The sequence below is a fragment of the Paenibacillus radicis (ex Gao et al. 2016) genome, assembly GCF_014641555.1.
GTDB lineage: Bacteria > Bacillota > Bacilli > Paenibacillales > Paenibacillaceae > Pristimantibacillus > Pristimantibacillus radicis.
Map to the genome: position 1 here is coordinate 67,287 of NZ_BMHY01000014.1, position 25,340 is coordinate 92,626.

Annotated in this window: 30 protein-coding genes; 6 read left to right on the forward strand and 24 right to left on the reverse strand. The window is 49.0% G+C overall.

Annotated elements, in window-relative coordinates; genetic code table 11:
- Positions 1-61: 61 nt before the first annotated feature.
- A complete protein-coding gene (locus IEX98_RS24475; RefSeq protein WP_188892324.1) occupies positions 62-484 on the reverse strand; it encodes a hypothetical protein in 423 nt (140 codons plus the stop codon).
- 91 nt (positions 485-575) lie between these two features.
- Here IEX98_RS24475 and IEX98_RS24480 point away from each other — a divergent pair, with 91 nt between their 5' ends.
- Positions 576-719 (forward strand): hypothetical protein, encoded by a 144-nt coding sequence (locus IEX98_RS24480; protein WP_188892325.1) that lies wholly within the window; start codon positions 576-578, stop codon positions 717-719.
- 61 nt (positions 720-780) lie between these two features.
- Here the strand turns inward: IEX98_RS24480 and IEX98_RS24485 are convergent, their stop codons facing one another.
- The 3 genes from IEX98_RS24485 to IEX98_RS24495 form a co-directional block, all read right to left on the reverse strand.
- Positions 781-3,120, reverse strand: coding sequence for an S-layer homology domain-containing protein (locus IEX98_RS24485; RefSeq protein WP_188892326.1), 2,340 nt, complete (start codon positions 3,118-3,120; stop codon positions 781-783).
- A 219-nt stretch (positions 3,121-3,339) separates the two neighbouring features.
- Complete coding sequence (gene trxA, locus IEX98_RS24490; protein WP_042170322.1) at positions 3,340-3,651, reverse strand: thioredoxin; 312 nt, start codon at positions 3,649-3,651, stop codon at positions 3,340-3,342.
- A gap of 69 nt (positions 3,652-3,720) precedes the next feature.
- Entirely contained in the window at positions 3,721-4,140 is a 420-nt protein-coding gene (locus IEX98_RS24495) for an RrF2 family transcriptional regulator (protein ID WP_188892327.1), read from the reverse strand.
- Between the two features lie 305 nt (positions 4,141-4,445).
- On the opposite strand from IEX98_RS24495, the gene IEX98_RS24500 reads away from it, so the two are divergent.
- Entirely contained in the window at positions 4,446-4,661 is a 216-nt protein-coding gene (locus tag IEX98_RS24500; RefSeq protein ID WP_229692369.1) for a hypothetical protein, read from the forward strand.
- A gap of 199 nt (positions 4,662-4,860) precedes the next feature.
- Here the strand turns inward: IEX98_RS24500 and IEX98_RS24505 are convergent, their stop codons facing one another.
- The 12 genes from IEX98_RS24505 to IEX98_RS24560 form a co-directional block, all read right to left on the reverse strand.
- Positions 4,861-5,184: a DMT family transporter gene (locus tag IEX98_RS24505; protein ID WP_188892328.1), complete on the reverse strand. Its 324-nt coding sequence runs from the start codon at positions 5,182-5,184 to the stop codon at positions 4,861-4,863.
- Between the two features lies 1 nt (position 5,185).
- A complete protein-coding gene (locus IEX98_RS24510; protein WP_188892329.1) occupies positions 5,186-5,596 on the reverse strand; it encodes a DMT family transporter in 411 nt (136 codons plus the stop codon).
- A 13-nt stretch (positions 5,597-5,609) separates the two neighbouring features.
- Positions 5,610-6,221, reverse strand: coding sequence for a TetR/AcrR family transcriptional regulator (locus IEX98_RS24515; protein WP_188892330.1), 612 nt, complete (start codon positions 6,219-6,221; stop codon positions 5,610-5,612).
- A gap of 253 nt (positions 6,222-6,474) precedes the next feature.
- Positions 6,475-8,154, reverse strand: coding sequence for a ribonuclease J (locus IEX98_RS24520; protein ID WP_374705381.1), 1,680 nt, complete (start codon positions 8,152-8,154; stop codon positions 6,475-6,477).
- A gap of 110 nt (positions 8,155-8,264) precedes the next feature.
- Positions 8,265-8,594 (reverse strand): hypothetical protein, encoded by a 330-nt coding sequence (locus tag IEX98_RS24525; protein WP_188892332.1) that lies wholly within the window; start codon positions 8,592-8,594, stop codon positions 8,265-8,267.
- A 95-nt stretch (positions 8,595-8,689) separates the two neighbouring features.
- Complete coding sequence (gene hisC, locus IEX98_RS24530; RefSeq protein ID WP_188892333.1) at positions 8,690-9,751, reverse strand: histidinol-phosphate transaminase; 1,062 nt, start codon at positions 9,749-9,751, stop codon at positions 8,690-8,692.
- A 117-nt stretch (positions 9,752-9,868) separates the two neighbouring features.
- The gene (locus IEX98_RS24535) at positions 9,869-10,501 is read right to left on the reverse strand and encodes a Yip1 family protein (RefSeq protein ID WP_188892334.1); all 633 of its coding nucleotides are present in this window, start codon (positions 10,499-10,501) and stop codon (positions 9,869-9,871) included.
- 1 nt (position 10,502) lies between these two features.
- The gene (locus IEX98_RS24540) at positions 10,503-10,676 is read right to left on the reverse strand and encodes a hypothetical protein (protein ID WP_188892370.1); all 174 of its coding nucleotides are present in this window, start codon (positions 10,674-10,676) and stop codon (positions 10,503-10,505) included.
- Between the two features lie 375 nt (positions 10,677-11,051).
- A complete protein-coding gene (locus IEX98_RS24545; RefSeq protein WP_188892335.1) occupies positions 11,052-11,564 on the reverse strand; it encodes a GNAT family N-acetyltransferase in 513 nt (170 codons plus the stop codon).
- A 132-nt stretch (positions 11,565-11,696) separates the two neighbouring features.
- Positions 11,697-12,581 carry a MetQ/NlpA family ABC transporter substrate-binding protein gene (locus IEX98_RS24550; RefSeq protein WP_188892336.1) on the reverse strand — a complete coding sequence of 295 codons (885 nt, stop codon included), beginning with the start codon at positions 12,579-12,581 and terminating at the stop codon, positions 11,697-11,699.
- Positions 12,582-12,649: 68 nt separating this feature from the next.
- Positions 12,650-13,315 (reverse strand): methionine ABC transporter permease, encoded by a 666-nt coding sequence (locus IEX98_RS24555; protein WP_188892337.1) that lies wholly within the window; start codon positions 13,313-13,315, stop codon positions 12,650-12,652.
- Positions 13,312-14,097, reverse strand: a complete 786-nt coding sequence (locus IEX98_RS24560) for a methionine ABC transporter ATP-binding protein (protein WP_188892338.1) — start codon at positions 14,095-14,097, stop codon at positions 13,312-13,314. Before IEX98_RS24560 ends, IEX98_RS24555 begins: the two co-directional genes overlap by 4 nt.
- Before the next feature lie 355 nt (positions 14,098-14,452).
- Here IEX98_RS24560 and IEX98_RS24565 point away from each other — a divergent pair, with 355 nt between their 5' ends.
- Positions 14,453-15,826 (forward strand): LLM class flavin-dependent oxidoreductase, encoded by a 1,374-nt coding sequence (locus IEX98_RS24565; protein WP_188892339.1) that lies wholly within the window; start codon positions 14,453-14,455, stop codon positions 15,824-15,826.
- Between the two features lie 501 nt (positions 15,827-16,327).
- On the opposite strand, the gene IEX98_RS24570 is transcribed toward IEX98_RS24565, so the two are convergent.
- The 6 genes from IEX98_RS24570 to IEX98_RS24590 all read right to left on the reverse strand — a co-directional run bounded on the left by IEX98_RS24570 (position 16,328) and on the right by IEX98_RS24590 (position 18,595).
- Entirely contained in the window at positions 16,328-16,606 is a 279-nt protein-coding gene (locus IEX98_RS24570; protein WP_188892340.1) for a hypothetical protein, read from the reverse strand.
- A complete protein-coding gene (locus IEX98_RS29385) occupies positions 16,599-16,733 on the reverse strand; it encodes a hypothetical protein (RefSeq protein WP_268237841.1) in 135 nt (44 codons plus the stop codon). The genes IEX98_RS24570 and IEX98_RS29385 overlap by 8 nt, the downstream gene beginning before the upstream one ends.
- Positions 16,730-17,098 carry a hypothetical protein gene (locus tag IEX98_RS24575; protein ID WP_188892341.1) on the reverse strand — a complete coding sequence of 123 codons (369 nt, stop codon included), beginning with the start codon at positions 17,096-17,098 and terminating at the stop codon, positions 16,730-16,732. The genes IEX98_RS29385 and IEX98_RS24575 overlap by 4 nt, the downstream gene beginning before the upstream one ends.
- Positions 17,099-17,144: 46 nt before the next feature.
- Positions 17,145-17,582, reverse strand: coding sequence for a hypothetical protein (locus tag IEX98_RS24580; protein ID WP_188892342.1), 438 nt, complete (start codon positions 17,580-17,582; stop codon positions 17,145-17,147).
- A gap of 2 nt (positions 17,583-17,584) precedes the next feature.
- Positions 17,585-17,785, reverse strand: a complete 201-nt coding sequence (locus IEX98_RS24585) for a DUF4177 domain-containing protein (RefSeq protein WP_188892343.1) — start codon at positions 17,783-17,785, stop codon at positions 17,585-17,587.
- 345 nt (positions 17,786-18,130) lie between these two features.
- Positions 18,131-18,595 carry a hypothetical protein gene (locus IEX98_RS24590; RefSeq protein WP_188892344.1) on the reverse strand — a complete coding sequence of 155 codons (465 nt, stop codon included), beginning with the start codon at positions 18,593-18,595 and terminating at the stop codon, positions 18,131-18,133.
- Between the two features lie 216 nt (positions 18,596-18,811).
- Here IEX98_RS24590 and IEX98_RS24595 point away from each other — a divergent pair, with 216 nt between their 5' ends.
- The 3 genes from IEX98_RS24595 to IEX98_RS24605 all read left to right on the forward strand — a co-directional run bounded on the left by IEX98_RS24595 (position 18,812) and on the right by IEX98_RS24605 (position 21,680).
- Positions 18,812-19,882, forward strand: coding sequence for a fatty acid desaturase (locus IEX98_RS24595; protein ID WP_188892345.1), 1,071 nt, complete (start codon positions 18,812-18,814; stop codon positions 19,880-19,882).
- Between the two features lie 61 nt (positions 19,883-19,943).
- Complete coding sequence (locus IEX98_RS24600) at positions 19,944-21,068, forward strand: sensor histidine kinase (RefSeq protein WP_188892346.1); 1,125 nt, start codon at positions 19,944-19,946, stop codon at positions 21,066-21,068.
- A 12-nt stretch (positions 21,069-21,080) separates the two neighbouring features.
- Positions 21,081-21,680 carry a response regulator transcription factor gene (locus IEX98_RS24605; protein ID WP_188892347.1) on the forward strand — a complete coding sequence of 200 codons (600 nt, stop codon included), beginning with the start codon at positions 21,081-21,083 and terminating at the stop codon, positions 21,678-21,680.
- Positions 21,681-21,745: 65 nt separating this feature from the next.
- On the opposite strand, the gene IEX98_RS24610 is transcribed toward IEX98_RS24605, so the two are convergent.
- Positions 21,746-23,341 carry a response regulator gene (locus IEX98_RS24610; protein ID WP_188892348.1) on the reverse strand — a complete coding sequence of 532 codons (1,596 nt, stop codon included), beginning with the start codon at positions 23,339-23,341 and terminating at the stop codon, positions 21,746-21,748.
- Positions 23,316-25,244, reverse strand: coding sequence for a sensor histidine kinase (locus tag IEX98_RS24615; RefSeq protein WP_188892349.1), 1,929 nt, complete (start codon positions 25,242-25,244; stop codon positions 23,316-23,318). Before IEX98_RS24615 ends, IEX98_RS24610 begins: the two co-directional genes overlap by 26 nt.
- Between the last annotated feature and the right edge of the window lie 96 nt (positions 25,245-25,340).

Genomic DNA, 25,340 nt, shown 5'->3' on the forward strand with positions numbered 1-25,340 from the left:
ACATCAGCATATGTAAGCGGAGGGTTATCCGTATAGACGTTAACCTCAATGCGCTCCGCGATTACCTGTACCTTTTTTCTGCAAAAGAGAAGCCGAACAAATAGCCCGCCAGCACGATAACCATCAGATGAACCCGATCATCGAGCACCATGCGGAGTGCAGCGTTAACGTAACCGGATGCTTCGGTATACAACTGTACGCTGTTGATTGCAAGCAAGTAGCAGCCAACCACTAGCAGCAAGGATAACAGAAGCGTCCAGAACGTTTCCCTTATACGCAGCCATAACTCGGCTCCCAATAATAGATGAAAGCTAATGCCAAAGGCAAACAGCATACCGTATTGTACAAATAAGTATTTATTGGTGACGGCTTCGTCTCCGTTGCGGATCAAAACTTCATTGCTAAGATGAACGACCAGCAAGCTGAATGCCGCGAATAAAACAAAAACCAAATAACGATAAAACGATCGATTCAAACGCACCATCTACACTCCTTGTTGTTTAAACTGTCTAATGCGGCGAATGCCTCACCCTGCTGTGGAAATAATACTGAAGCAAAGGAGGTGCATGCAACCGATGGAAAATAAGAGCCACAAAGGCAATTATAAAGGGACAACGGCTATGAAAGCAAAAAATCAGGATATGGCTTTCGTCAACGATAATGTAGAGGATACCAAATCCGTCACTAATTTTACAGCGGATAAGAAAAAATCCGACTAAAGACACAATAAAACGCCGCCCCGCGACCGTCTTGCTCGCAGGGCGGCGTTTTCTACTTTTCTTAATTGCGCAGTGGCGCTTCTTGCAGATCAGCTCGTGATTGCAGGAAACGGAAGAAGGCTGCGGAAGCTTCCGCACGCGTCACTTGCTTCTCCGGTGCGAAGTTGCCGTCAGACAACGTCATAATGCCAAGACCAACGACGATTGCCGCTTGGCCTTTCTTCTCAACCTTGGCAGCGTCCTTGAACGAAATGCGGAATAATTGATCATAATTGGCGAGGGTGTTATAACCCAAAGCTCGAACAATCAGCTCTGCCATTTCTTCACGATCCACTTTTCCTTCGGGATTAAACGTTCCATCTCCAATGTCGATCAGATTTTGCTGCAAGGCCGACTCGACATAGACGTAATAGCTTGAGCTTGTGGCCACATCGTTAAAGGAAGCCTTTGCAGCGGTATCACCCGCCGCAAACATCGGTTTGTGACCGCTATTCATCGATAATACCAGCATCTTAATCAACTCGCCGCGCGTCACTATCGCGTTCGGACGGACTTTACCATCCTTCACGTCAAGCGCCTTATAAGCAACCATCAGCTCCAATTGACGCTGCGCCCAATGTCCGTTGATGTCCGTCGCCTGAGGCTTCTCCAGCTGTGTCACATCGCCTGTATCACGACTCCGCCAGCTGCCGGTCTCTGCATCCAGAAATACAGCTTCGTCAATCAGTCTTGGCACCAGTCGGTAGACCAGCTGCGCTTCAGTCTTATATTCCACTTCGTTTGCTTGCACTTCGCCGGCTGCAAGCAATACTTTATACTTCTCAACTGGAATCGGCTGTCCGTGCCAGATATACTGTTGAGCCAAATAATACGTAAGCTGGGTACGATAGTAGGTGAGCCATTTGTCGACAGCTTGCTTGCTGCCAATAAGATTCGGCGCTTTAGCCGGGTATGCATAATCGTTAAGCGATGCGTCAAAATTACGCACCTCTCCGGTTTTACCGTCTATTGATATGCCTACACGGTCATAGGATACCGTTGCGCCATGAATTTTGTGCACAAAGCTGAAATAGTAAGCATCCATCGTTCCGATTTTATCCGGGCTGTACTGATCTTTATTAGGTTCAACCAGGTACAATTCATTGGCTGCCCATGGCAATTGCTTTTTGACCGTCTCGATCGCCTTGGCTTTCGCTTGCTCCAGTGTAACGGCAACTTTTGAGTCGTCGCCGTATAGATAGCAATTAAAGCTTGCAACAACACCGGTGTCGCTATTGACCGTTGCGTAGGCAGAACCGACTTCCTGGTTGTTGCTTGTAATCGTCCAGCTAATATTCCAGCTCGCGTTATTACTGCCCGTTCTTTCATTGGCATATTCGTTATAGCTTGTGCCGGAGACCTTCGCTCCAGCAGGCAGCGTGAAAGCAGACGTCACCTTCGCAATAGCGTCCTTCTCGGTGAGGCTTACGCCTTTTTTCGGCGCCTCTCCAAGCGCCTTCTCTGCTACCGGCGTTGGGGAGATGACCTCTGTCCTGCCTCCGTACATCTCTGGAAGCAGCTTGCCGTCCGTTGCCTGAATCGTCAACGTATCCAGCTCATAACTGAGAGCCGGCTTCGTGTTTTTTTGAGCGCCATAAGGCAAAATATAAGTTAAGGCAGGCTTAGCCAGCTCGCTCAGTTTGGCATTAGCTTCTTGCAGGGACAGCATTTTATCAACTTTCGGGAACTGAATTGTACTATCCCACACGAGTGAGTACCGCATGACGTGACCCTCGCTGTCGACTTCAAGCTCGATATAATTGTCGACATAGCTAATGCCGTTGACAATTCGGTCATAGCGGATGGAATGCCGCACCTCTCCCGTCAGCGGCGGAAGCAGCTGCACGCCGTAATCCGGATTGTACTGCACCTGATCCTTATAGGCTGGAGCTATCGTGTTAATATACGTTTTGGCGATTTCGAGAGCCTCAGACCGTTCGACCTTCAACGGGTAAGAAGGCTTCGAGTTGGCATTGTCCACATACGTGTCAAAATCCAGCAATTGGCCGCTGTCCGCGCTGATACGCACGTAGATGCTGCCTTTATGCTTGCCGTTGACCTTCTTCACGAAATCCAGCGACCAAGCGCCGCGTTTGCCGCCTGCCAGCAGATCCGTCGAGTAGGAAGCACCCTGCAAGGTATACTCCTTCGGAATGTTGACCAGCTCGCGCGCAAGCGAGGTCGCTTTCTCTTTGGATACCGCTACGTCAATCGGATCTTCTGTCGTCCCATTGTCCACACTGGCCGCCTCCCCAGGCACGGTTGCCGGTCCCGCCGGAGTATCCGCAAATGCCGCTGCCGGCAGGCTGCTGACCATCATAACAGCGACCGCCATCGCAATCCAACGCTTTTTGTTCTTCATATTGAAAAATCACCCTCCATAAATGGAATAAGCTTGCGCCTTCTTTGTTATCTGTTCAAAGCTCAAACGTCCAATCGTTATGTAGGCAATCATCGTGTAGGTAAATTTACAATCGAACAATCTTTAGACGCTATAGCTTAGATGGAAGTTGCGACCAGCTATGAAAAAAAGCCGCGCGGATCGCAGATTGCGATTCGCACGGCTTTCGTCGCGGTTGGCTTACAGTTGGCTCGAAATTTTAGCTTTCAGAGCGTCTTTGCTTTGCAGGCCTACCATTTTATCAACAGGTTGACCGTCTTTGAACAGGATCAGCGTAGGAATGCTCATTACGCCGAATTGGGAAGCAAGTTCAGGCTGCTCGTCAACGTTGATTTTACCGATCGTTGCTTGGCCGTCAAGCTCAGTTGCCAATTCTTCAACGATTGGAAGCTGCATTTTACAAGGTCCGCACCATGGCGCCCAGAAATCTACCAAGGATACTCCGCTTTCTACGCTTGATTGAAAGTTGTCTTTCGTCAATGCTACTGCCATTGTCAATCATCCTCTCGAGATAAAGTTATTATAAAGGGAAATACCCGTTACACCATACTCGTGAATCAGCTATCCGCAAGCGTGGATTTGGCTCAGCACATCCTGAATCGTAATGCCAGTGAAATGTGATTCAAGCTGCTTTTCCGCTTTGCAAAAAATACCGAACATCACCTGGTTCATATTCGAGCCAACGACGCAATCCATGCCCGGATCTCCCGTGCACCAGCTCGGAATTAGCGAGCCTTGCGCCATTACCTTGTATATATCGCCTAAAGTGACGACGTTCGGATCCATGGTCAGCTTGTATCCGCCTCCCGCGCCTTCGCGCGTATCGACATATCCGGCTTTGCGCAAACCGCTCATTACTTTACGTACTCGGGCGGAATGCGTTCCGACGTTATGGGCGATCATCTCGCTGCTGGCCATCCGCTCAGGCAGATAAGCTAGGTACACGAGACTGTGTACGGCAATCGTAAATTCGCTGTTCAATGTGAACGGCCTCCCTGCTTCATACTGTAATATTATCAATTACAGTTACTCTTGTCAATAGCCAGGCCGCCCGAATGCTCACTTAGGTTGCGATTTGTACGTGTCATTTATACGCCTAGCGCCGGAAGCCCCTATTTTCTTTATTTAACAGGCTGCTTACGCCGATCATTTTACCATTATTCGCAAGATCACACCATGACTATTAGATTTTTTTCGGTCAAACTGCCAGCAGCTGTCATGTTTGCACCGTCCTGCGGAATACATATGTACGGAATGGCTACTCTGTGCAAGGCGGGGAGGTGCGCATGATGGCACTGCTATGGTGGAAAAAGTGGATCGCCATCAGAACCGAAGGCGGTTCTCGGGCTGATCTGATTGACAGACTTCAAGCACACTTCAAAGAGAATGGAGTGAAATCGAAAATAACGCTGGAAGACCACGGTCTGAAACGAATTCATGTTCTGCAGCAGGATGAAAGCCGGGCAAGGGAATTGCTCGCAACGTTCGACGGGGATCACTAATCATCTTTTCCCTTGTCTCCGCAGAGGCGAAAGACTGCAAGATCCGGTCTGGAGCCCGAAGCTTGACCCATTCCGCATACCCTCTAAGGGCGGCGCCGTACGACGGCTGCCGCCTGCTTTTTCCCCAAAAAAAGACCAGACATCGGGATAATTACGTTCCGTCGTCTGGTCTTTTGCTTTGCTTTTGCTCCGCTGCGGCTTAGTGACTGCCGCCCGTCATTTTCAACCCAATGACCCCGATAATAATTAAGCCTACGAAGAAGAGCTTCTTCCAGCTCCGCGAATCGCCGAACAGTGCCATACCAAGAAGTACACTTCCAACCGCCCCGATTCCCGTCCAAATGCCGTAACCGGTGCTCAGAGGAATTCCCTCCAGCGCTTTCGACAGCAAGTAGAAGCTGAAGAAACCGAAAATAACAGCCCCGACCGTTCCCTTCCATTTGCGGAACCCATCCGACAGCTTCATCGAAGTAACGCCTCCGACTTCTGCAAGGCCCGATAAAATAAGAAATAACCATGCCATCTTATGCTCTCTCCTTTCCGGAAGCTGCCTCCGAAGCAGATAAGCTTATTCCGTCGCGAGTCGTTGAATCTGAATTGTCCGTCTTGTCTTCCGCCTTATCTCCCGATACCAGCTTCAATCCGACTATACCAATAACCAGAATGCCCAGGAACATCAGTTTGAGCGGATCGGCAGAATCGCCGAGCGCGATGCCCAGGATAACGGTACCGACCGTCCCAATTCCGGTAAAGATCGCATAAGCGGTTCCGATTTCAATATATCGCATGACACGAGCCAGCAGCATGAAGCTAATAATGATAAGGACAATAGTAATCACACTTGGAACCAGTACTGTAAATCCTTTCGACTCCTTTAAACCAAACGTCCAGCCAACCTCTAACAACCCAGCCAAAATCAAATAAACCCAAGCCATAATCATTCTCCTCCTACGTCGTTGCAGCCGCTGTCCACATTCGCATCAACGACTCCCCTATTATTCGTTTCCGGTCATGAAATAATAAATCATCATAAATCTGATACTCCACCATCAAGCCGTCTATGGCATTATAAAACTGCGCAACCATTCGCTTCACATCTTGCCTAGGAAACAGTCCTTCTTCAATACCCTGTATAAATAATTGCTCTAAATGTACATTCAATTCTGATTCATACGCCATAAAGTTTATCCGGAGCTGATCGCGCAAATGGCGGGGCGGCACCATCATGGAACGCTTTAGAAAAGATTGGCCGGCTGTCAGTTGACTGAAATCGGTGAAAAAATCAAATGCTTGCTCTATCCGCTCTTTAGCGGCCATCTCTTCGGATTGTTTTAAGCATTTCTGAAAAGCTTCCTGTTCCTCAGCCTTTCCTTCTTCCGTTAATTGAAGAAACAACTGCTCCTTTGATTTGAAATGCGCGTAAATGGATGGCGTTTTGATGCCCACGGCTTTCGCAATCTCCGACATCGATGTCCCTTCATACCCGGAGTCGGCAAACATCGCCAAAGCTGCTTGTATGATTTTCTCAGACGTACTTTTCCCACTCGAAGGCGGCAGCATAGGATCAATCCTTTCCCGTTTTCATTGGCCGAAGCAGCCTATACGTTAATGTTCCCTTACCTAACGAACGTTAGTCTCACGCTATTTTATGACCTTCCTGCATAAAAGTCAACCCCTGGCCAAACCCTTTCATAAAGTTTTCACAGCACGCAAAAAGCCCCGCTCGTACAGGCGGCTAGGCCGCCTGCTGAGCAAGGCTTTAATTTGTATCGGCTCACTAATCAAAAGTAAAAGTGGACTGGTTAGGCGCCGATTACACTTCCATGATGATAGGAAGAATCATCGGCTTTCTTTTCGTTTGCTCGTATAGGAACCGTCCGAGCGAGTCTTTGACATTTGATTTCAGCGTCGTCCATTGATTGACGTTGTCGCTGATGGATTTCGTTATCGTTCTCGATACAATTCGGCCCGCTTCTTCAAGCAGCCCCTCCGACTCGCGTACGTATACGAAGCCGCGGGAAATGATATCCGGTCCCGATTTGATCGTTTTGTCCTGTTTGCTGATTGTTACAACGACGACAAGAATGCCGTCTTGGGAAAGATGCTTGCGGTCGCGAAGGACGATATTGCCGACATCGCCGATGCCAAGACCGTCGATATACGTATTGCCTGCCGGTACTTTACCTGATTTGCGGGCATCGCCGCCCACAATTTCCACGATTTCGCCGTTATCAACAATAAAGATATTGTCACTTTCGACGCCTACCGCAACAGCAAGCTTCTTATGATGCAATTGCATCCGGTACTCGCCGTGAATTGGAATAAAGTATTTCGGAGCCATCAGTTGAAGCATCAGCTTCAACTCTTCTTGGCTGCCGTGGCCGGATACGTGCATGCCGGTTGCAGAACCGGAACCGTAAATGACATTCGCTCCCAGACGGAACAATTCATCTACAGTACGGCCGATGCTCCGCTCGTTGCCCGGAATCGGGGTAGCGGAGATAATTACGGTATCGCCTTCGAGAATTTCCACTTGACGATGATTCGAGCGAGCCATGCGCGTGAGCGCAGACATCGGTTCGCCTTGGCTGCCGGTACATAGAATAACGACTTGGTTGTCCGCATAGCGGTTGACCTCGTTCGGCTCAATGAGCATGCCGTCCGGAATGTTCAAATAACCTAACTCTGATGCAATCGTAATCATGTTTACCATACTGCGGCCAATAACAGCCAGCTTGCGTCCGGTTACGTGGCCGGCATCAATAACTTGCTGAAGCCGGTGCACGTTCGAAGCGAAAGTCGATACGATAACACGGCGCTCCGCTTTGCGGAAAGCGTCGATGAAATTCGCGCCAACGATGCGCTCTGAAGGGGTAAAGCCGGGACGCTCTGCATTCGTGCTCTCAGAGAGCAATGCAAGAACGCCTTTACTTCCGATCTCCGCCATCCGATGAATATCCGCATGATAGTCGCCAACCGGTGTTTGATCGAATTTAAAGTCCCCCGTATGAACCACAACGCCTTCCGGAGTGTCGAGCACGACGCCCAAGGAGTCCGGAATACTGTGATTCGTCTTGAAGAACGAAGCTGTCATCGAGCCCAGCTTGAGCACGGAGTCGGAATGAATCAACGTTCTTTCCGTCGTGCCGAGCAGGCCGGCTTCTTTCAGCTTTCCTTCGATCAAGCCCATGGTCAGCCGGCTTGCATATACCGGCAGACTAAGCTGCTTCAGAATATAAGGCAATCCGCCGATGTGATCTTCATGTCCGTGCGTGATGAGCAGCGCTCTAACTTTGTCTTTGTTCTCGATGAGATAAGAGATGTCCGGCACGATAATATCGATGCCCAGAAGCTCTTCATCGGGGAACTTGGAACCGCAATCAATTACAATAATATCGTTCGCATATTGTACTGCGTACATATTTTTACCAATTTCGCCTACGCCGCCTAAGGCAAAAATGGATAGCTTGTTTTCTTTTTTATTATTCAACAATAAACCTCCTAATTATTAGACTGACGACGTTCATATACTCAAACCAAAAAAAATCCGAACCAGTCACTTGTCCTCATTATAACACGAAGAATTAATAAAAAGGAAATAGGCTATTGCGCCTTTATTTCCCTGTTGAGCTTTCGCCAAGCAGCCATGATGGCGTTGACCGTCATCCCTAAAGCCACACCAAGCGCGACCGCTCCCAAATTCAAAATATGGATGAATAGGAGAAGCATGCCTCCGCCCATTGCGCCCTCTGGCAGCCGAGGAAATATGAAGCCTGTAATCACCACAAACGGCACCCACAGCACCGGTATAAACAATGGAAAATACCAGTATCTGTTGCGAAACCAGATGACGACAGGTACGGCGTACAACGCTGCCAGCACCGCAGCAATCCAATAGCTGTTGTTAAAGATGGCGTCGCTGTAGTAAGCCATGTTAAAAAAAGTATTCCCGATTAAAGCATAAATAACGCTTGCAAGCACGGCAATTAATGTTGCTCTCCGGAAACTGCGTTTCTTCTCCGCATCCATTACGGCGCCACGATGCCTCTCACAGCTTTCAGAAAAGCTTCCATCTCCTCATCCGTGCCGATCGTTACACGCAAGAAGCGGTCGATTCTTGGCTGCTTGAAATAACGGACGAGAATGCCTTGCTCGCGAAGCTGCAGGAAGATCGCTTCAGCATCCACATTCGGATGCGAAATAAAGACGAAATTTGCTTTGGAATCCGTGACGTGAAAGCCGATGGATTTAAGCTCCGCAGCAACCGCGTCGCGTGTTGCATTTACTTTAGCGGCTGTCTCTTGGAAATAAGCCTCATCCTTGATGGCCGCGATAGCGCCAGCCAGTGCAAGCCGATCAATCGTATACGAATTGAACGAGTTTTTGACCCGGTTCAATCCATCGATCAGCTCTTCGCTGCCAAGCGCCCAACCGACACGCAAGCCGGCCAGTGAGCGCGACTTAGACAACGTCTGAACGACAAGCACGTTCGGGTAATCATTTACCAGCTTAGCCGCAGATTCGCCGCCGAAGTCGATGTAGGCTTCGTCAATGATGACGACTTGATCGGCATTTTGCTCGAGAAGAGCACGAAACTCATCCACTGGAATGAGCATCGCTGTAGGAGCGTTCGGATTCGGTATGACGATCCCGCCGTTCTCCCGGTTGAACAATGCAAGCGGCATGCGGAGCTGCTCGTCCAACGGAATTAAATCCGCCTTCAGGCCATAAAATTCCGCATACACTTTATAGAAGCTGTATGTAATATCCGCAAACAATACCGGTTTGGCCGGATCAAAGAAAGCGGCAAAAGCAAACGACAGCACTTCGTCCGAACCGTTGCCTAAGAAGACCTGATTTGGTTTCAGCCCAAAATAATCCGCTACGACGCTTGACAGCTCTCCGCAGGTCGGATCGGGATACAGCCGTAAATCCTCATTGGCTGCTGCTTTTATCGCCTCAAGTACGTTCGGAGACGGCGGGTACGGATTTTCATTCGTATTCAGCTTTATATATTTTTTGTCCTTTGGCTGTTCTCCTGGCACGTAAGGAACCAGAGAAGCGGCAAGCGGACTCCAAAATTTACTCAATGGGTCGTACTCCCTTCTGATATGCACGTCAAAAATAGCTAATTTCAGAATAATTCATTTTGGCTTACAAAACCATCCTGAAATTCGCTTGCCAAGAAGGGAAGCCTCTGAAGCGGCTCAAAAAACGGTAAAGATGGAAGTAAAAATGCCAACAATAAGAGCAACGCCTATGATCATTCCGAATAAGATGGCAACGCTGCCCAGAGCTCTCCATGCAGAGAACTGATGAGCTTCTCCTACTGCATGCAACGAAATGATAAGGTTCCATATTGTTAATAAGAGACTAACCATTAGCAGCATATAATCTAACATTGGATACGCATTAATGGACGGAGATATACTCGTAAAATTATCCTTACCATATAGCAGAAGTTTGGGAATCCACAAAATCCCCATTCCTATCGATGGCATTAAATTTCCCACGGTCAACGCCGTAAGAAGATCCGAATAGCTGCCCTCACCGCCAAGCCACTTGCCTATCCAGACGAATATTGCGCTGCCGAGATATAAACCGACCAGACCGGCTATCATACCGCCAATAATGACAAGCGCTAATAGCGCCCCCATAGACATCGTATCTCCCATGGATCTGCTTGAAGCCCTGTCCAGCACATTTAAAATACCGGCTCCAAGCGCAATCGGAATCATCCATTTAATGGGCTGTCCGGTATCGAGCTGCTCCCGCACCGTCTCCCTTGGCCGAATCCAGACCGCTAACCATGGTGAAAGCTTTGTTTGCCCTTGCTCCACTTTAGAATCTCCGTCCTTTTTCCGCTAAGTAAATATCAAGGGCGGCAATTCCCCTGCGAGCCAATTTAATGAACAAAACCGACATGTAAATGCCAAGAGCAAGAATTGGAATATAAATGAGGCCCATTAAAATGATCGGCCATAGAACCACTAAACCACCTGTACCACTATCCACCAAATTCCCTCCTTTTCCATTCTGTTTAGATAGGAACATATTACCATTGCTGATATGTTCTTGTCTGCAACAAAAAGACGCATCCCTTCTGATGCGCCTCTGACTCTATTTCTAAGTTTAGGCTGTAAACTGCAACAAATATCGAACAAAATGTAAATCTGCATGTTGTCAGCCGCTTGATCCTCAATTTACCGCATCAAAATGCAAATGTGCATTTTGATTAGCCCAAATTACCCTTAAAGAGCGAATTTGAGTCATTTCAAATGCACTTTTGCATTTTGAAGGCTGTTTTGGATCGTTTGAGCCACATCAGCATGCATTTTTGCATTTTGTTTCTCATGCAGAATGGAGAGGTGAGACGTGGGCTTGATCGGGCTATTCGACTCGTTTTCCTACTATAATAAGATCCCGCTCAATACCGTCAAGTTCCGCCACCCTTGGCAAATGCGCCCATCGCTCGAAGCCAAACTTCCCAAGCAGCCCAAGACTCGGTTCGTTATGTCCGAAAATAAAGCCAAGCAGCGTGCGGATATTCAGACTTGGACAAGCTTCAAGCGCTTCCCGAATGAGCAATGAACCGATTCCGCGGCTTCGCTGCTCCTGCGCGATATATATGCTTAGTTCGGCTGTCGCCTGATAAGCCGGCCGTCCATAGAAAGATTGAAAGCTAAGCCAAGCGATAATGGCTCCATTCTCCTCCAGCACCCATAGCGGCCTTGCTTCTGGTGAATGCTCCTCCCACCATTTTTGACGGCTTTCTACCGTTACCGGCTCCAGATCGGCCGTTACCTGACGGGATTCAATCGTGGAATTGTAAATGTCTACGATGCGGGGCAGATCATTCCACTCGGCATCTCTTAACGTATAAGTCTCCAAAAGCTTGATCATCGCAGCTCGTCCTTCCTGACGGTTTGCCGTACCTTTTTGAAGAGCATTTTATCATGAAACAGCGCCTCGCCGCCATGGATGACGGGAGACGCTGTTTCGGTTAATGAAGATTAAAATGGCAGCTTGCAAAAATTAGAATGCCGGAACAACGGCTACACCGTATTTGTCTTCAATAAATTTCTTCACTTCTGGTGACAACAGAGCTGCGCTCAGCTTCTTAATTTCATCACGGTTCTCGTCGCCTTTACGCACGACTATGATGTTCGCGTAAGGGGAATTCGCGTCCTCGCGGAAGAGCGCGCTTTTCGGATCAAGACCGGCTTCGAGTACAAGGTTTGTGTTAATAACCGCGCCGGCAACGTCTGGCAGCGCTCTTGGCAGCGTTGCGGAATCTGCTTCTACGAATTTCAGCTTCAGCGGATTTTCAACGATATCTTTAGGCGTTGCTTCATACGTCGTCAAACCGTCTTTCAGCTTAATCAGGCCTTGTTGTTGCAGCAATACCAAGGCACGGTATTCATTGGACGGGTTGTTCGGAATGCCGATTTTCGCGCCTTCCTTCAGCTCATCCTTAGACTTTAACTTGTCGGAATAGAAGCCAATTGGCTCGACATGCACTTTTGCCGTTACAGCAAAGTCATAACCCTTCTCATCCTTAACGGAATCGAGGTAAGGAACGTGCTGGAAATAGTTCGCATCGATTTGGCCTTCTTTGAGCGCCGGATTGAGCTGGCCTTCGTCATCCAGGATAACGACTTCCAGATTAACGCCTTGCTCTTTCAAAATCGGCTTTACGAACTCCAAAATTTCCGCATGCGGCACTGGCGCAGCGCCTACTTTAATTGTAACCTCAGCCGGAGGTGCGTCTGTTGCAGCTGGTTCGGACGGTGCAACCGTCGCTTCAGGCGATGGTGCGTTCGTCGCCTTGCTGTTACCGCCGTTCGATCCGCAGCCCCCTAGGATCACGCTAATGACGAGCAGTAGTGCAGTTAACGTAAATACATGCTTTTTAACCATATTTCTCTCCTACTTTCCCTTTGTTTTTTCGCTAAACGGTATATGTGGTATAGCCGTAAAACCATCTTTTAGAGTTGTCTTCTTCGCCTCAAAATTGATCTAGCTACCCCGTCGCCGGAAAATTGGATCAATTGCACAAGTGCAATGATGACAATGACAGTAGCGATCAGAATGTCTACGCGGAAGCGCTGATAACCAAATCGGATTGCCAGACTGCCAAGGCCTCCCGCGCCTATTGCGCCTGCTACGGCAGTAAATTCCGTAATGGCGATGACCGCGATCGTAATGCCTCGCACAAGAGCCGGAAGCGCCTCAGGAATCAATACGCGGAAAATGATCGTCCAGGGAGTAGCTCCCATCGCTTTCGCCGCCTCGATTTTACCGGAGCTAACTTCCTTCAATGAATTTTCAATGATTCGCCCTAGAAAAGGAGCTGCCCCTATGGACAGCGATACGATCGCAGCCGTCGGCCCTAGTGAAGTGCCGACCACGAAACGCGCCACTGGCAGAAGTAAAACGATCAAAATAATGAAAGGAAGGGAACGAACGCCGTTTATGAGCGTCCCGATAATTTTGTTAAGCGTTGGCGCTGCTAAAATACCGTTTCGTTCCGTGACCACGAGTGTGACTCCGAGCGCAATGCCAATTAAAAGCGCAAATACGGAGGACCATGCCACCATATAAAGCGTCTCTTTAAGGCCTTCCCATAGCAGATCAAGCAAGTCATCTCTCATATGCCGGCACCAAACCCTTCAATAATGGATCGCTTGTCGCGGTAATAGTCAATAATGCTGACAAAGCGTCTAGCTGTATGGCTCTCCGGCTGGAGAAACAGTTTGTCGACCGTGCCGGTCTCGGCGATGGAGCCGTATTCGATAACCGCCATGCGATCGCATACATGCTGCAGAACGTCCAGCTCGTGTGTAATAAGCACGATCGTCAAGTTCAGCTTGGCGTTAATATCTTGAAGCAGCTCCAGAATTGAATACGTGGTTTGCGGATCAAGCGATGAAGTCGCCTCGTCGCTGAGCAGCACATCCGGATCGTTGACAAGCGCCCTTGCGATGCCGACTCTCTGCTTCTGTCCGCCGCTCAGCATGGACGGATAAACGTTTTCTTTGTCCTCCAGGCCGACAAGCGCGAGCAGCGCTCTCACCTTTTCCCGGATATAAGGCTTTGGGTGGCCTGCTACCGATAGCGGAAATGCAACGTTTTGAAATACCGTCTGAGAATCAAGCAAATTAAAATGTTGAAAAATCATCCCGATCTTCCGTCTCGCCAGCCGAAGCTCCTTGTCATCCAGATCGGTAATCACCGTATCCCCGATGACGATGCGCCCTGTATCCGGCTCCTCCAACCGGTTCAAACAGCGAATCAAGGTTGATTTGCCTGCACCACTGAAGCCGATGATGCCAAAAATATCGCCTTTACGAATGCTTAGGTTAATATTGCTCAATGCCGTAACCGTTTCTTTGCCGGTTTTATAGGTCTTGCTTAGATTGGATACCTCAATCATGTTGCCTCTCCCCCGATTTTGGTCTTTAAAACGAAAAAAACTAAGCGCATGACCGTCCCTATTGCCCGGTAATGCGCTTAGTTTCCAGTGTACTGGTCAACTCGCCGCTTTTATAACCAACTAAGCCGATTGATTTTCTATAATTTAAAACACAAACCAGGAAGTGTCAATACTTGTTTACGGATTTTTTAGATATGGTAAATAAAATTCGCTTTCAAACAACAATTACCTTAGTTGTAAAATAATTTGAGCATTGACGCTCTGTTCGGAAGATGGTAAATTATAGCCAATTATTCTTATGAATTAACTTGGATAAATAGATACGAAATTTCACCCGTCGACAGGAGGCTTCTTAATGACACAATCCCAACAGCAATCCGGACCATCGCAACGAAAACGGCAAATTCATCTTTCCGCCTATTTAGTCGGAACTGGTATGCACGTAGCCGGCTGGCGTCACCCCCATGCGCAACCAGATGCAAGCATCGATATCGACTATTATCGCAAGCTGGCTCAGACGGCAGAACGCGGCAAGTTCGATATTGCTTTTATAGCAGACAGTCTCGCTATTAATGAGCAATCCCACCCTAATATCCTCAACCGTTACGAACCGATTACACTCATTACGGCGCTTGCTTGTGCAACGACCCATATTGGTGTCGTCGCTACCGCGTCCACTTCCTATATCGAACCGTTCAATCTGGCACGTCTGCTTCTGTCTGCCGATCATATCAGCAAGGGACGCGTAGGCTGGAATATTGTCACGACCCGGGATTTGTCAGGCAATACCGCGCTTAATTTCGGCGGGCAGGAGCATTATGAGCATAGCTACCGCTATAAGCGTGCCGAAGAGTTTGTCGAGGTTATTCAGGGGCTGTGGGATTCGTGGGAGGACGATGCCTTCCAGCGGGATAAAGCCAGCGGCGTCTTCTTCGATCCGGACAAACTGCATCGCATCAACCATCAGGGCGAGTTTTTCTCCGTTCAAGGGCCGCTGAATATCGCCCGTTCCCAGCAGGGACATCCCGTACTTGTCCAAGCCGGAAATTCGGAGGCCGGACAAAGCTTTGCCGCCAAATCAGCAGAAGTCATCTTCTCCATTAAATACAATATTGAGGACGCTCAGACGTTCTATCGTTCCTTCAAAGAAAAAGCTGCCGCTGCCGGAAGATCGCCGGAGGATGTCTATATTTTGCAAGGGATTTCGCCCATCATTGCCGAGTCGGATGAAGCCGCCAAAGCGAAGCTCCGGCAGTTGGAGGCGCTTATTACGGATGAACAAGGCATCGGGTTCCTCGCTGATTATTTCCGCACCGTCGATTTTAGCGGCTTCACGCTGGAATCGCGCGCAATAGATGTTGGCCTCGACCGGGTCGATGAGAAAAAATCCGATTACAAGAAGCATCAGCCTGTCATCGCCCGTGAAAACCCGACGCTCCGCGAGGTGTACTCCTTGTTGACCGGCTCCTTCAGCGGCGACCATCTGGTCGGCACGCCGGAGAAAATCGCCGATACGCTGGAGCATTGGTTCCAAGAACGAGCCGCTGACGGCTTTATGCTGATGGCTCCGCTGCTGCCGGACGGATTGGACGATTTCGTCAATTTAGTCGTTCCCATCCTTCAGGAGCGAGGGCTGTTCCGCACGGAGTATGAGGGCAGCACGCTGCGCGAGCACTTCGGCTTGCCCAAGCCAGCCAACCGCTTCAGCGCCGCTGAGGTTAAGGCGTAAGGAAGCATAAGGAAAAGGATATGACTCAAGGGAAGAGCATACGCGGGCGGCCTATAAAGGTGTAAGGCATGTCCTACACAGTTAGTTGGATCACTCAACTGGACTGTCCGGATGGCAGATGAACTCACAAATCTTCATGCAATGCATCATTTTCACGATTCCCAGCAAGCTCAGCCCATTAGCGAAGCTGGTTCGCAAATTTGCGAACCCATTTTCGTTATTGCTGACTTGCATACCCCTCCATCACCAAAGAGCGAAGCAGACTTCGCTATCGGAGAACCTAGGTTCACGAATAGCGAAAGTTGCTTCGCTCTTTTACTCAAGACCCTCGCCCACCAGCTCTACAGCGAATCTCGCTTCGTTATTTAACGAATCGGGTTCGCTATCTGACAATCACCAACCGCTGCCGTATTGTTCACACCTGCACCATGTATGCTACCCGTTACTTTAAGTAACATATACCCCAGCATCACGCCCACTACTAGCATCATTTGAACCGATTCACATCATGTCAGCACCTTCAACACGTACATCACTAGTTACTTTAACTACCTTATAGGCCAGCGCATCATGTACACCACTCGTACCACTCGCACCATTACACCATTCATATTGCTTGCTCTGCATCTTGCCATTAGCGAAGCTGGTTCGCAATTTTGCGAAGCCATATTCGCTAATGGCTGATGTACTTGGCACCCTAAAATGAAAGAGCGAAGCAGACTTCGCTATTGGAGAACCTAGGTTCACGAATAGCGAAAGTTGCTTCGCTCTTTTACTCAAGACCCTCGCCCACCAGCTCTACAGCGAAATTCGCTTCGTTATTTAACGAAGCGGGTTCACTATCACGAAGATCACCGTTGGCCACAACCTCCATGTCAGGCTGTTGCCCAGCAAACAGTGGGATCATGGTCGGATCTCCCCTCGACGATAAATGATGACGAAGCCAGCTAGAAGCACCGCTGCGAGCAAATGAACGACGGGGTACACCCAGAACAACAGACGGGCATCCTTCACCTGCAGCAAATACCCCAGTGTCAACAAGAGCAATACGATCTGCACGATCATATTGCAGCCCCAGCCGAGCTTTCGCAACCATGCGGGCATGCGCAAGCCAGGATCTAGAAACAAGATGCCGGATAGTCCAAACAGAAGGCTCCACAAGTAGCCAAGAGGAGCTTCCTCAATGCGGAGCATGTAAGCCAATACAGGGGAAAGGTACAGGACGAAACAGATCAGAGTGGAAATACCCGTCGATATACGCCATGCCGTCATAGCCATTCCTCCTAACCTATCAGCCTCAGCCTATCCTAGCTTCACCTTATGACGTTGAAACTTGCCATCCGAGGCTGCTTGCAAGCTTTTCTACAGCCGGCTGTTTACCGGTCGTTTCTCCGTACTTCTGCATATAAATCAGAATGACATTGTTTGCATTATAAATGACAGGAGAATACACCAGGTCAACTAGTGCAGTTTGCTCCTCAATTTTCTTCATGCCCTCATGTGCCTCCGTGGGAGCTTCAAACTCATATACGTAGAGCAGTTCGCCGTTGTCGAATGCATAGGCTGCCGAATCTCTAGCAGACGTCAGACGGTAGCTTTCAAGCATTTCTGTCTCTGCCCCTTGAATGGACACTTGCTGCATCCCTTGCTTGACGTCATCCAAAGTATGAAGCTTTAATTGCAGCATAAATTTGTCATCCGAACAGCCCGTCAACAACAAGCAGCTTAGTAAAATAAACAATACCAGCCGTCTCATCTTTAGGTCCTTTTTCTTTTCATCACGACGATCAAATCTTTGGACTGTCCTTGGTACTGACTCGTATCTACACTCGACACGAGTTCCCAGCCTTGTGAGCCGGCCTCATTGAGAATGTCTTCGAATTGCTGCTCATCCACGTTGACGCCGCCCCAAAAGCTCCCGATTTTGAACTTCAGCGTTTTATATTCCCACTTGTCCATTTGCACTAGCCTCCCGGTCGATATTCACCTTTAGTTCCATTACTAAAGTTAACGTGAAAAACCGGGAAATAGTTACAACGATTTGTCCTTTATTTCCGCCAGTAGTGCATTTTGCTCTCGAAGCAGCTCATTTAATTGCTCGAATTGTCTAACATGCTCTTCCTGCTGCAACTGACATCTCGTATTCATTTCGCTAAGTTCCTGCTGGATCTTGCCTGCTACAGAATCGTTGATTGCAATCTTAATAAATAAAAAATTGTTCCCACTACAATTAAGACCGTTATACCAGCAATAACTGCAAATCCTCCCATCCAGCCTCTTCCCCTTCCCCTTCAAGCAGAGGTACTAAATCCAGCGCAGAAACTTCCGGTTATAAATTTGAATCTGATTATGTTCGGCCCAGCCCTTCAACGCCTTCATCGCTTCATCGTCGTTGCCGCTGACGTGGAAGCTGAACGTAAACTGCCCCGGAACGATCTTCCTCCCCTTCGGCCTAATGCCTACAACAGGCTGGAAATAACCGTCGATCATAATGCAATCTACGTTTTTCGCATCGACTTCATGCCCCCGCACATCCATCGTTGTCTCCAGCATCCGAATCTCCGAAGGCTTCGCCATCCTTCTCAAAATCAGATAAACCGTAATTGTTAGCGAGAAAACCAGCAGGATAACGACAAAATAAAATAACGGATTAAACCCGTTGCGGGTAAACGAGCTATAGATCAGCAATAGTTGACCAACGAGATAGGCACTCATCCCAATCATGGTCTGCAAATGCAGCGGATGCTTGATCTCATATCTTCTTTTCATTTAAAAGCAACTCCTTTATTCTTCATTCCAAATCATTCAACTAAGATAATAAACCAGATTATACCACAGCCTCCATGACAGTTGTCATACCCTATCCTTGACGTTTATGACTTCAAGGGGATGACGCTTTTCTTTACAATTAAGATAGAAAACAAGTACACCACCAAAAAAGACCTTACAACATTGCTTTACTCATCCCAACAGAGGGGGAATACGATGACAAACCATTCGAATTCCGCAGCCAAACAAATCCAATTAAAAAAAGAAATCGCTCCCTATGAAAAAACCGATATGAAATCGAGCATTCGCCAGCTGGTGAATACGCTTGTTCCTTTATTCGGGCTTTGGTACGCCGCCTATGCAAGTCTTGCCGTATCTTACTGGCTCACAATTGTGCTCGGCATAGCCGCTTCAGGCTTCGTTATTCGCACCTTTATCATTTTCCACGACTGCTGTCACGGGTCCTTCTTCAAGAACAAACGGGCCAACGCCATCATGGGCACGATAACCGGCGTTCTGACTCATGTCCCTTATGCCCAGTGGAAATACAGTCATGCCATGCACCACGCAACTAGCGGCAACTTGGACAAAAGAGGCCTCGGCGACATTTGGATTCTAACGGTCGACGAGTATGTAGCAGCTCCGCTGTGGCGCCGTTTGGCTTACCGCTTTTACCGTCATCCGCTCGTTATGTTTGGACTTGGTCCCATTGCCGTATTTCTTGTTCAATACCGCTTCAACCGCAAGGGTGCAAGACGCAAAGAACGGATTAACACGTATGTGACCAATATTTCGATGGTAGTTCTGTACGCACTGCTGTGCTGGGCGATTGGCTGGCAAGCGTTCCTGCTCGTACACGGCCCGATCTTCTTCATGTCAGGCTTGCTCGGCATTTGGTTATTCTATGTACAGCATCAATTCGAGGATTCCTACTTCGAGAACGAAGAGGAGTGGAGCTACGTTAAGGCAGCCGTAGAAGGCAGCTCGTACTATAAGCTTCCAAAAGTGCTGCAATGGTTAACTGGCAACATTGGCTTCCACCACGTCCATCACTTGAGCCCGAAGGTACCGAATTACTATTTGGAAGACGCGCATAATGCAACGCCGCCGCTTCATAAGGCAACTACAATTACATTGCGCACCAGTCTCCAATCGCTCCGCTTCAAGCTATGGGATGAAGCAGCCAAAAACTTCGTCACTTTCCGTGAGGTTAAGCAGCGTATTCGTGTAAGACGAATTGTTCCCGAGCTTGTACCAGGAACGAAGACGGTCCGCCGTCCTAGCTGAATTTGACTTTTATGCTACAATACATCTATAGAGACAGCGAACGGAGGAGGGAGGAACGCGTATGAATAAATGGCATCAGATTTTCCACAAAAACACCGGGCTTAGCCCCTATGTTTGGATCGTATTCTGTATCTTGCCCTTTTATTTCATTGTCCGTTCCTCTTCCACAATCGATATCGTCTACGGTGTCGCGCTCGTTCTGCTGTTCTTTACCTGCTATGTCCTTTCTTTCGTATCCAAAGGCTGGCAGGTCTATATGTGGACGGGCTTGCAGATTGTCATATCCATTGCGATGACGCTCTTGTTCAGCTACGTCTACTTTTCCATTTTTCTCGCCTTTTTCATCGGCAATATCCGGAATCGTGCAGGGTTTATCTCGCTCTATACGATCCATCTCGTCACAACCTTTATTACCATTAACTACGGTTTTATATCGACGAATTCCACGCTGCTCAGCCAATTCCCGTTCATCCTCATCAGCTTGATCGTAGTCATTCTCCTTCCCGTCAACAACTACAACCGGAACAAGCAAGAGAAGCTCGAGGTGAAGCTGGAGGATGCCAACAAACGGATTTCCGAGCTGGTGAAGCTGGAGGAGCGGCAGCGGATTGCACGCGACCTTCACGATACACTAGGGCAGAAACTCAGTCTGATTGGGTTAAAAAGCGATTTGGCCAGCAGGCTCGTCGCAAGCGACCCTAATCGTGCCCAAGCCGAAATTCATGATGTACAGCAAACGGCTCGGACTGCACTAAAAGAAGTTCGTGAACTGGTTACCCAAATGCGGGGAACCCGGCTGGAGGATGAGGTCCACCGCGTCCATCAAATATTGAAAGCGGCCGAGATTGAACTCGCGATTGAGGGTGACCCCAAGCTTGCCAATACCTCACTGCTGAATGAGAACGTGCTGAGCATGTGTCTGAAGGAAGCGGTCACCAATATCGTCAAACACAGCGAAGCGACAGCATGCTGCGTTACCATTGAACCGACTCGGACCGATCTCGCTTTACGGGTACAGGATAATGGCAAAGGCATAAATGCAACGCGCAGCGGCTTCCGCAACGGCAACGGGCTGAAAGGGATCAAAGAGAGGCTGGAGTTCGTCAACGGCAATCTGGAAATTGTATCAACAGGACAAGGCACGACACTCGTCATTCGCGTGCCCAATGTCGTCAATCAACTTTAGGAGGTGAGCGTAATGATACGAATCGTCATCGCAGAGGATCAACGGATGCTGCTTGGCGCACTTGCGTCGCTGCTTGATCTGGAGGAAGATATGCAGGTCGTCGGACGGGCTGGAAACGGCGAGGAGGCTGTTGCGCTCGTCCATCTTCATAAGCCGGACGTCGTCATTATGGATATCGAAATGCCGGCAAAAACCGGACTGGAAGCCGCCGAAGAGCTGAAAGGCGCTGGCTGCAAAGTCATTATCCTTACTACCTTCGCCCGCAGCGGCTATTTCGACCGTGCACTCAAAGCGGGAGTCAGCGGCTATCTGTTAAAGGACAGCCCCAGTGAGGAGCTTGCGGCTTCAATTCGCAGCGTGATAGCCGGGCGTCGTATCTACGCCCCGGAGCTGATGGACGAAGCATACGGCGAGGAGAACCCCCTCACCGAACGGGAGAAGGAAGTACTCGGTTTGATCGCCGATGGCAAGAACACCAAGGAAATCGCCAGCGAGCTCTATATTACGACCGGAACGGTTCGCAATTACATTTCCGTCATCCTCGATAAGCTCGACGTCAGCAATCGCATCGAAGCGATTACCCGCTTTAAAGAAAAGGGCTGGTTCAAGTAGAGAATGGGAGTAAAACCCCTTTCCCCTTGACCAGCTCTTTTCTTGTTAATTGACCGCCCTCAGGCTCACTCTGTCCCTTCGCCCAAGCTCTGTTGCGCATCCATACGAAGCTTGATCTTATACTCCTGCGGGGACACGCCTTCCAATTCCTTGAACACGCGGGAAAACTGCTTGCTGTTCTCGAAGCCAACCGCGCTGCCAATATCCTGCGTTTTGCGATTGTCTTCCAGCAGCAGCTCTTTGCCTTTGCGAATGCGCACTTTCTTCAAAAACAAGACAAAACTTTCACCGGTATGGGCTTTGAACGCCTCGCTGAAATACGAGTAGTTCAGCCCGACGTGATTGCTGACGACGGCCATATTCAGCGGCTTGTAGTAGAACTCCTCGATATAAGCAATCGCGGCGTTAATCTCCGAATGCTCGCTATAAGCAGAGCGAATGCCTCGAACATAATCGTTTACGCTGGACAGCAGCAGCTCCAAACTCCGGTAATAGTCATGGAAGGTACGGAAATTGTCCATACTTCCGACTTTGCGATACAGCTTAAGCACCTCAATGGACCCCTCACCGTAGATGCGGAATATTTCATCGAGCACCTGCTCGTTGATCATTTTACCCGCTAGCTTCAAATACTGGATATCGACCAAGGGAAGCTCCTCGATATGAAAAATCTGCTTCAACAGCTCCAACATTTCCCGCTCGCGATCCGTCCCCAGCATATTGCCAAGCTTGCGCACTTCCTCAATCGGGGCAGCCGGATAGGCGCGTGCTTCTCCTGCAATGTCCTCATGCTGGAGCAGGCGGCAATTCGAATACAGAAAGGAATACTGCAGCGCCTCAGATGCTTGTCTGTAACAGCGGAATAAATCCGCCGCCTTCTCACCCTCTGCGCTGATGCCAACATGTACAAGCTCATTGCTGCAAATTTGCTTGTACAGCTCCACAAATTGCGAGGACGGACTTCCAATCAATACGAGCCGGTTTCCGTTATCGAGAAAAGAAGCATCGAGTACGCCCTTCATCGGCTTCAGCAGATTTTCGGCCATCTGCTTGAACTGCTCCTTGCTCATTGAGCCGCTGCTCTCCGATTTATCATTCAACACCGCCACCGTAAACGGGCGGGTGAACGTATCAAAGCCGACGCTTTCTGCAAACTCGCTTGCCTTCTCGAGGGCAACGCTGCCGTCTTGCCCAAACCATTCCTTCAACCGGTTAATTTGCAGCTGCTCGCGGAAAGTATCGCTTACGGCGACCCGCTCAGCCAATTCAGCTTGCGCCTGAAGCGTCGTTTCGCTTTTGCGCAGCGCCTCAAACAGCTCTTCCCGGCGGATAGGCTTCAAGAGGTAGTTTTTCACCTGATATTCTATCGCCGCTCTCGCATAAGCAAAATCGTCATAGCCGCTTAGAATGATAAAGATCGGCGGCTCCTGTCCCTTCTCCATCTCATTCATCAGCCTTCGAATCAACTCTAGTCCGTCCATGACCGGCATTCGAATGTCGGTTATGACAATATCAGCCCGCTCGCTCTCGTATTGGGCCAGTGCATCTTGCCCATGAACAGCCATCCGAATGTCATAGAAGTCCGGAAACTCTCTTTCGATCATCATTTTGAGCCCTAGCCGAATATTTTTCTCGTCATCTACGATCAGCATTTTTCTCATATCCGGAACTCCCTCCCATTAACAGCACTTTCGGCAGGGTAATAACCACTTCTGTGAATTGCCCCTCTACGCTGTATATCCGCAAACCGTACGGTTCGCCATAATAGAGCCGGATGCGCTCATGCACGTTGCGCAGTCCGATTCCAATCGCTTGCTGGCCATTGCCGGGACCGCTTAAAGACATTTCGCGGCTGTGTCCGGACTGCACCCATTCATTCAATCTCTGCAATCGTTCTTCCCCGATGCCCATGCCGTTGTCTCTAAGCGTAATGATGATGCCGCCATCCCGGCTATCGCTGGCACCCGAACTACCCTTCCCTTCGGCCACCTCAATGCGAATAACGCTTTGTTCCTCTTCTGTGCCCGACCATGCATGCTTGACGGCATTTTCAACGATTGGCTGCAGTGACATCTTCAGCACTTCGATCTCCATGAGGCCTGGCGGGATATGGAGCTCCAGCGCAATCGGCTCATCGAACCGGATATTCATGACGGCGATATAATTTTGAATATGACGAATTTCGTCCTGCAAACTCACGTACTCGCCTGACCATTTGAAATTATAGCGCATCATGCCGCCAAGCGAAGTAAGAGAATCGGATATGGTGCGCTGATCTTCCATCTCCGCAAGCATCTTAATATTCTCGAGCGTGTTATATAGAAAGTGGGAATCGATCTGGCTGTGCAGCGTACGCAGCTCTGCTTCTTTGGTCAGCGCCTGCTTCTTCACACCCTGAGCGATCAACTCATTAATCGTATGGATCATTTTATTGAAATGATGGGCAAGCTCACCGATTTCGCCCCCGCCGCTAAGCGGCAAGCCGGTCGGCATCTCGCCGCGCCTTACCTTTTTCATCGCTTCGGTCAATCTTCGCAAGTTTTTAAGAATAATCGCGTTCAGCCAATAGGTAATGACAGAAAGCAAGGTGATAATAATGACGTTAAACCCGATAATCTGCGCCTGCGCCTTGGAAATATCTTTGCTGACGGCTTGCAGCGAAACGAGATTGAGGATATAAGCATTGGCTTGCTCAAGCGGTGCTGATACGAGCAAATAGGGTTGCTGGCCGACGACAAAACGCATCTCGCTTAATTGCTGCTGTTCCATCTTCCCGAACGTTTCCAGCAAAGCGTCGCGAAGCTCCAGATTATCGCCTGCAAACGATTGCTGCTCATCCATAAAGATCGTCCCGTTCCTGTCGGCTATCATCATCTGGCTTCCCTCGTCTTTAATGCTGGCGAATGCCTTCGGCGAGAATTGCTTGAGGAGCATCGACACCTCAATCACACCAACACGTTTGCCCCCTGCCTCTATTACGCGCATAAGGGAAACCTTCGGCATCTGATTCGTGCCATCGGTGACGTTGCGATGCAGGATGTCAGGATCCTCATTTTTAAACAGCCACAGCTCCTTGCCGTTTAGCTCCTCCAATTGTTTGTACCAAGGCTCTTTCTGAATGCGGCGCTCATGAAATACAATCGGCCAAACCTCAGACAAATAGCGGTTGTTCGAAAACAATCGTAAATGAACGATATTCGGATTGTTGATTTGAATATTGATCATATCCGTTAACGGCCCGCGGTAAAGCTCAAGCAGATCCTCGACGGGGAGCTCTTCCTCCCTCGATATATAGTCGATAATTTCGGAATCGGATATCGTGAGCTGGGCAGCCCGTTCCATCGCTTCAATCTGATTGCGAATGTTCACCCGTTCCATCTCCACCGAATACTGCGCCTGTTTCAGCGTATCATTGCCATAGCTCTCGCGAATTTCACTAAACAAATAGTTCGATACCAAGAGACTCGGCAGCAGCAAAATAACGATATACGCAGCAACTAGACGACTCTGCATCGATCTGCGGTTGAACCAATGCGCAATCGATTGCGCCATATTTCTGCCCATTACCCTATCACTTCCGTCCGGCTGTTCTATGTTGCTATTCTTCCCCTTATGCGACAAAAAGCACCCCAGCCCGTTACCGGTTCTGGAGTACCCTTT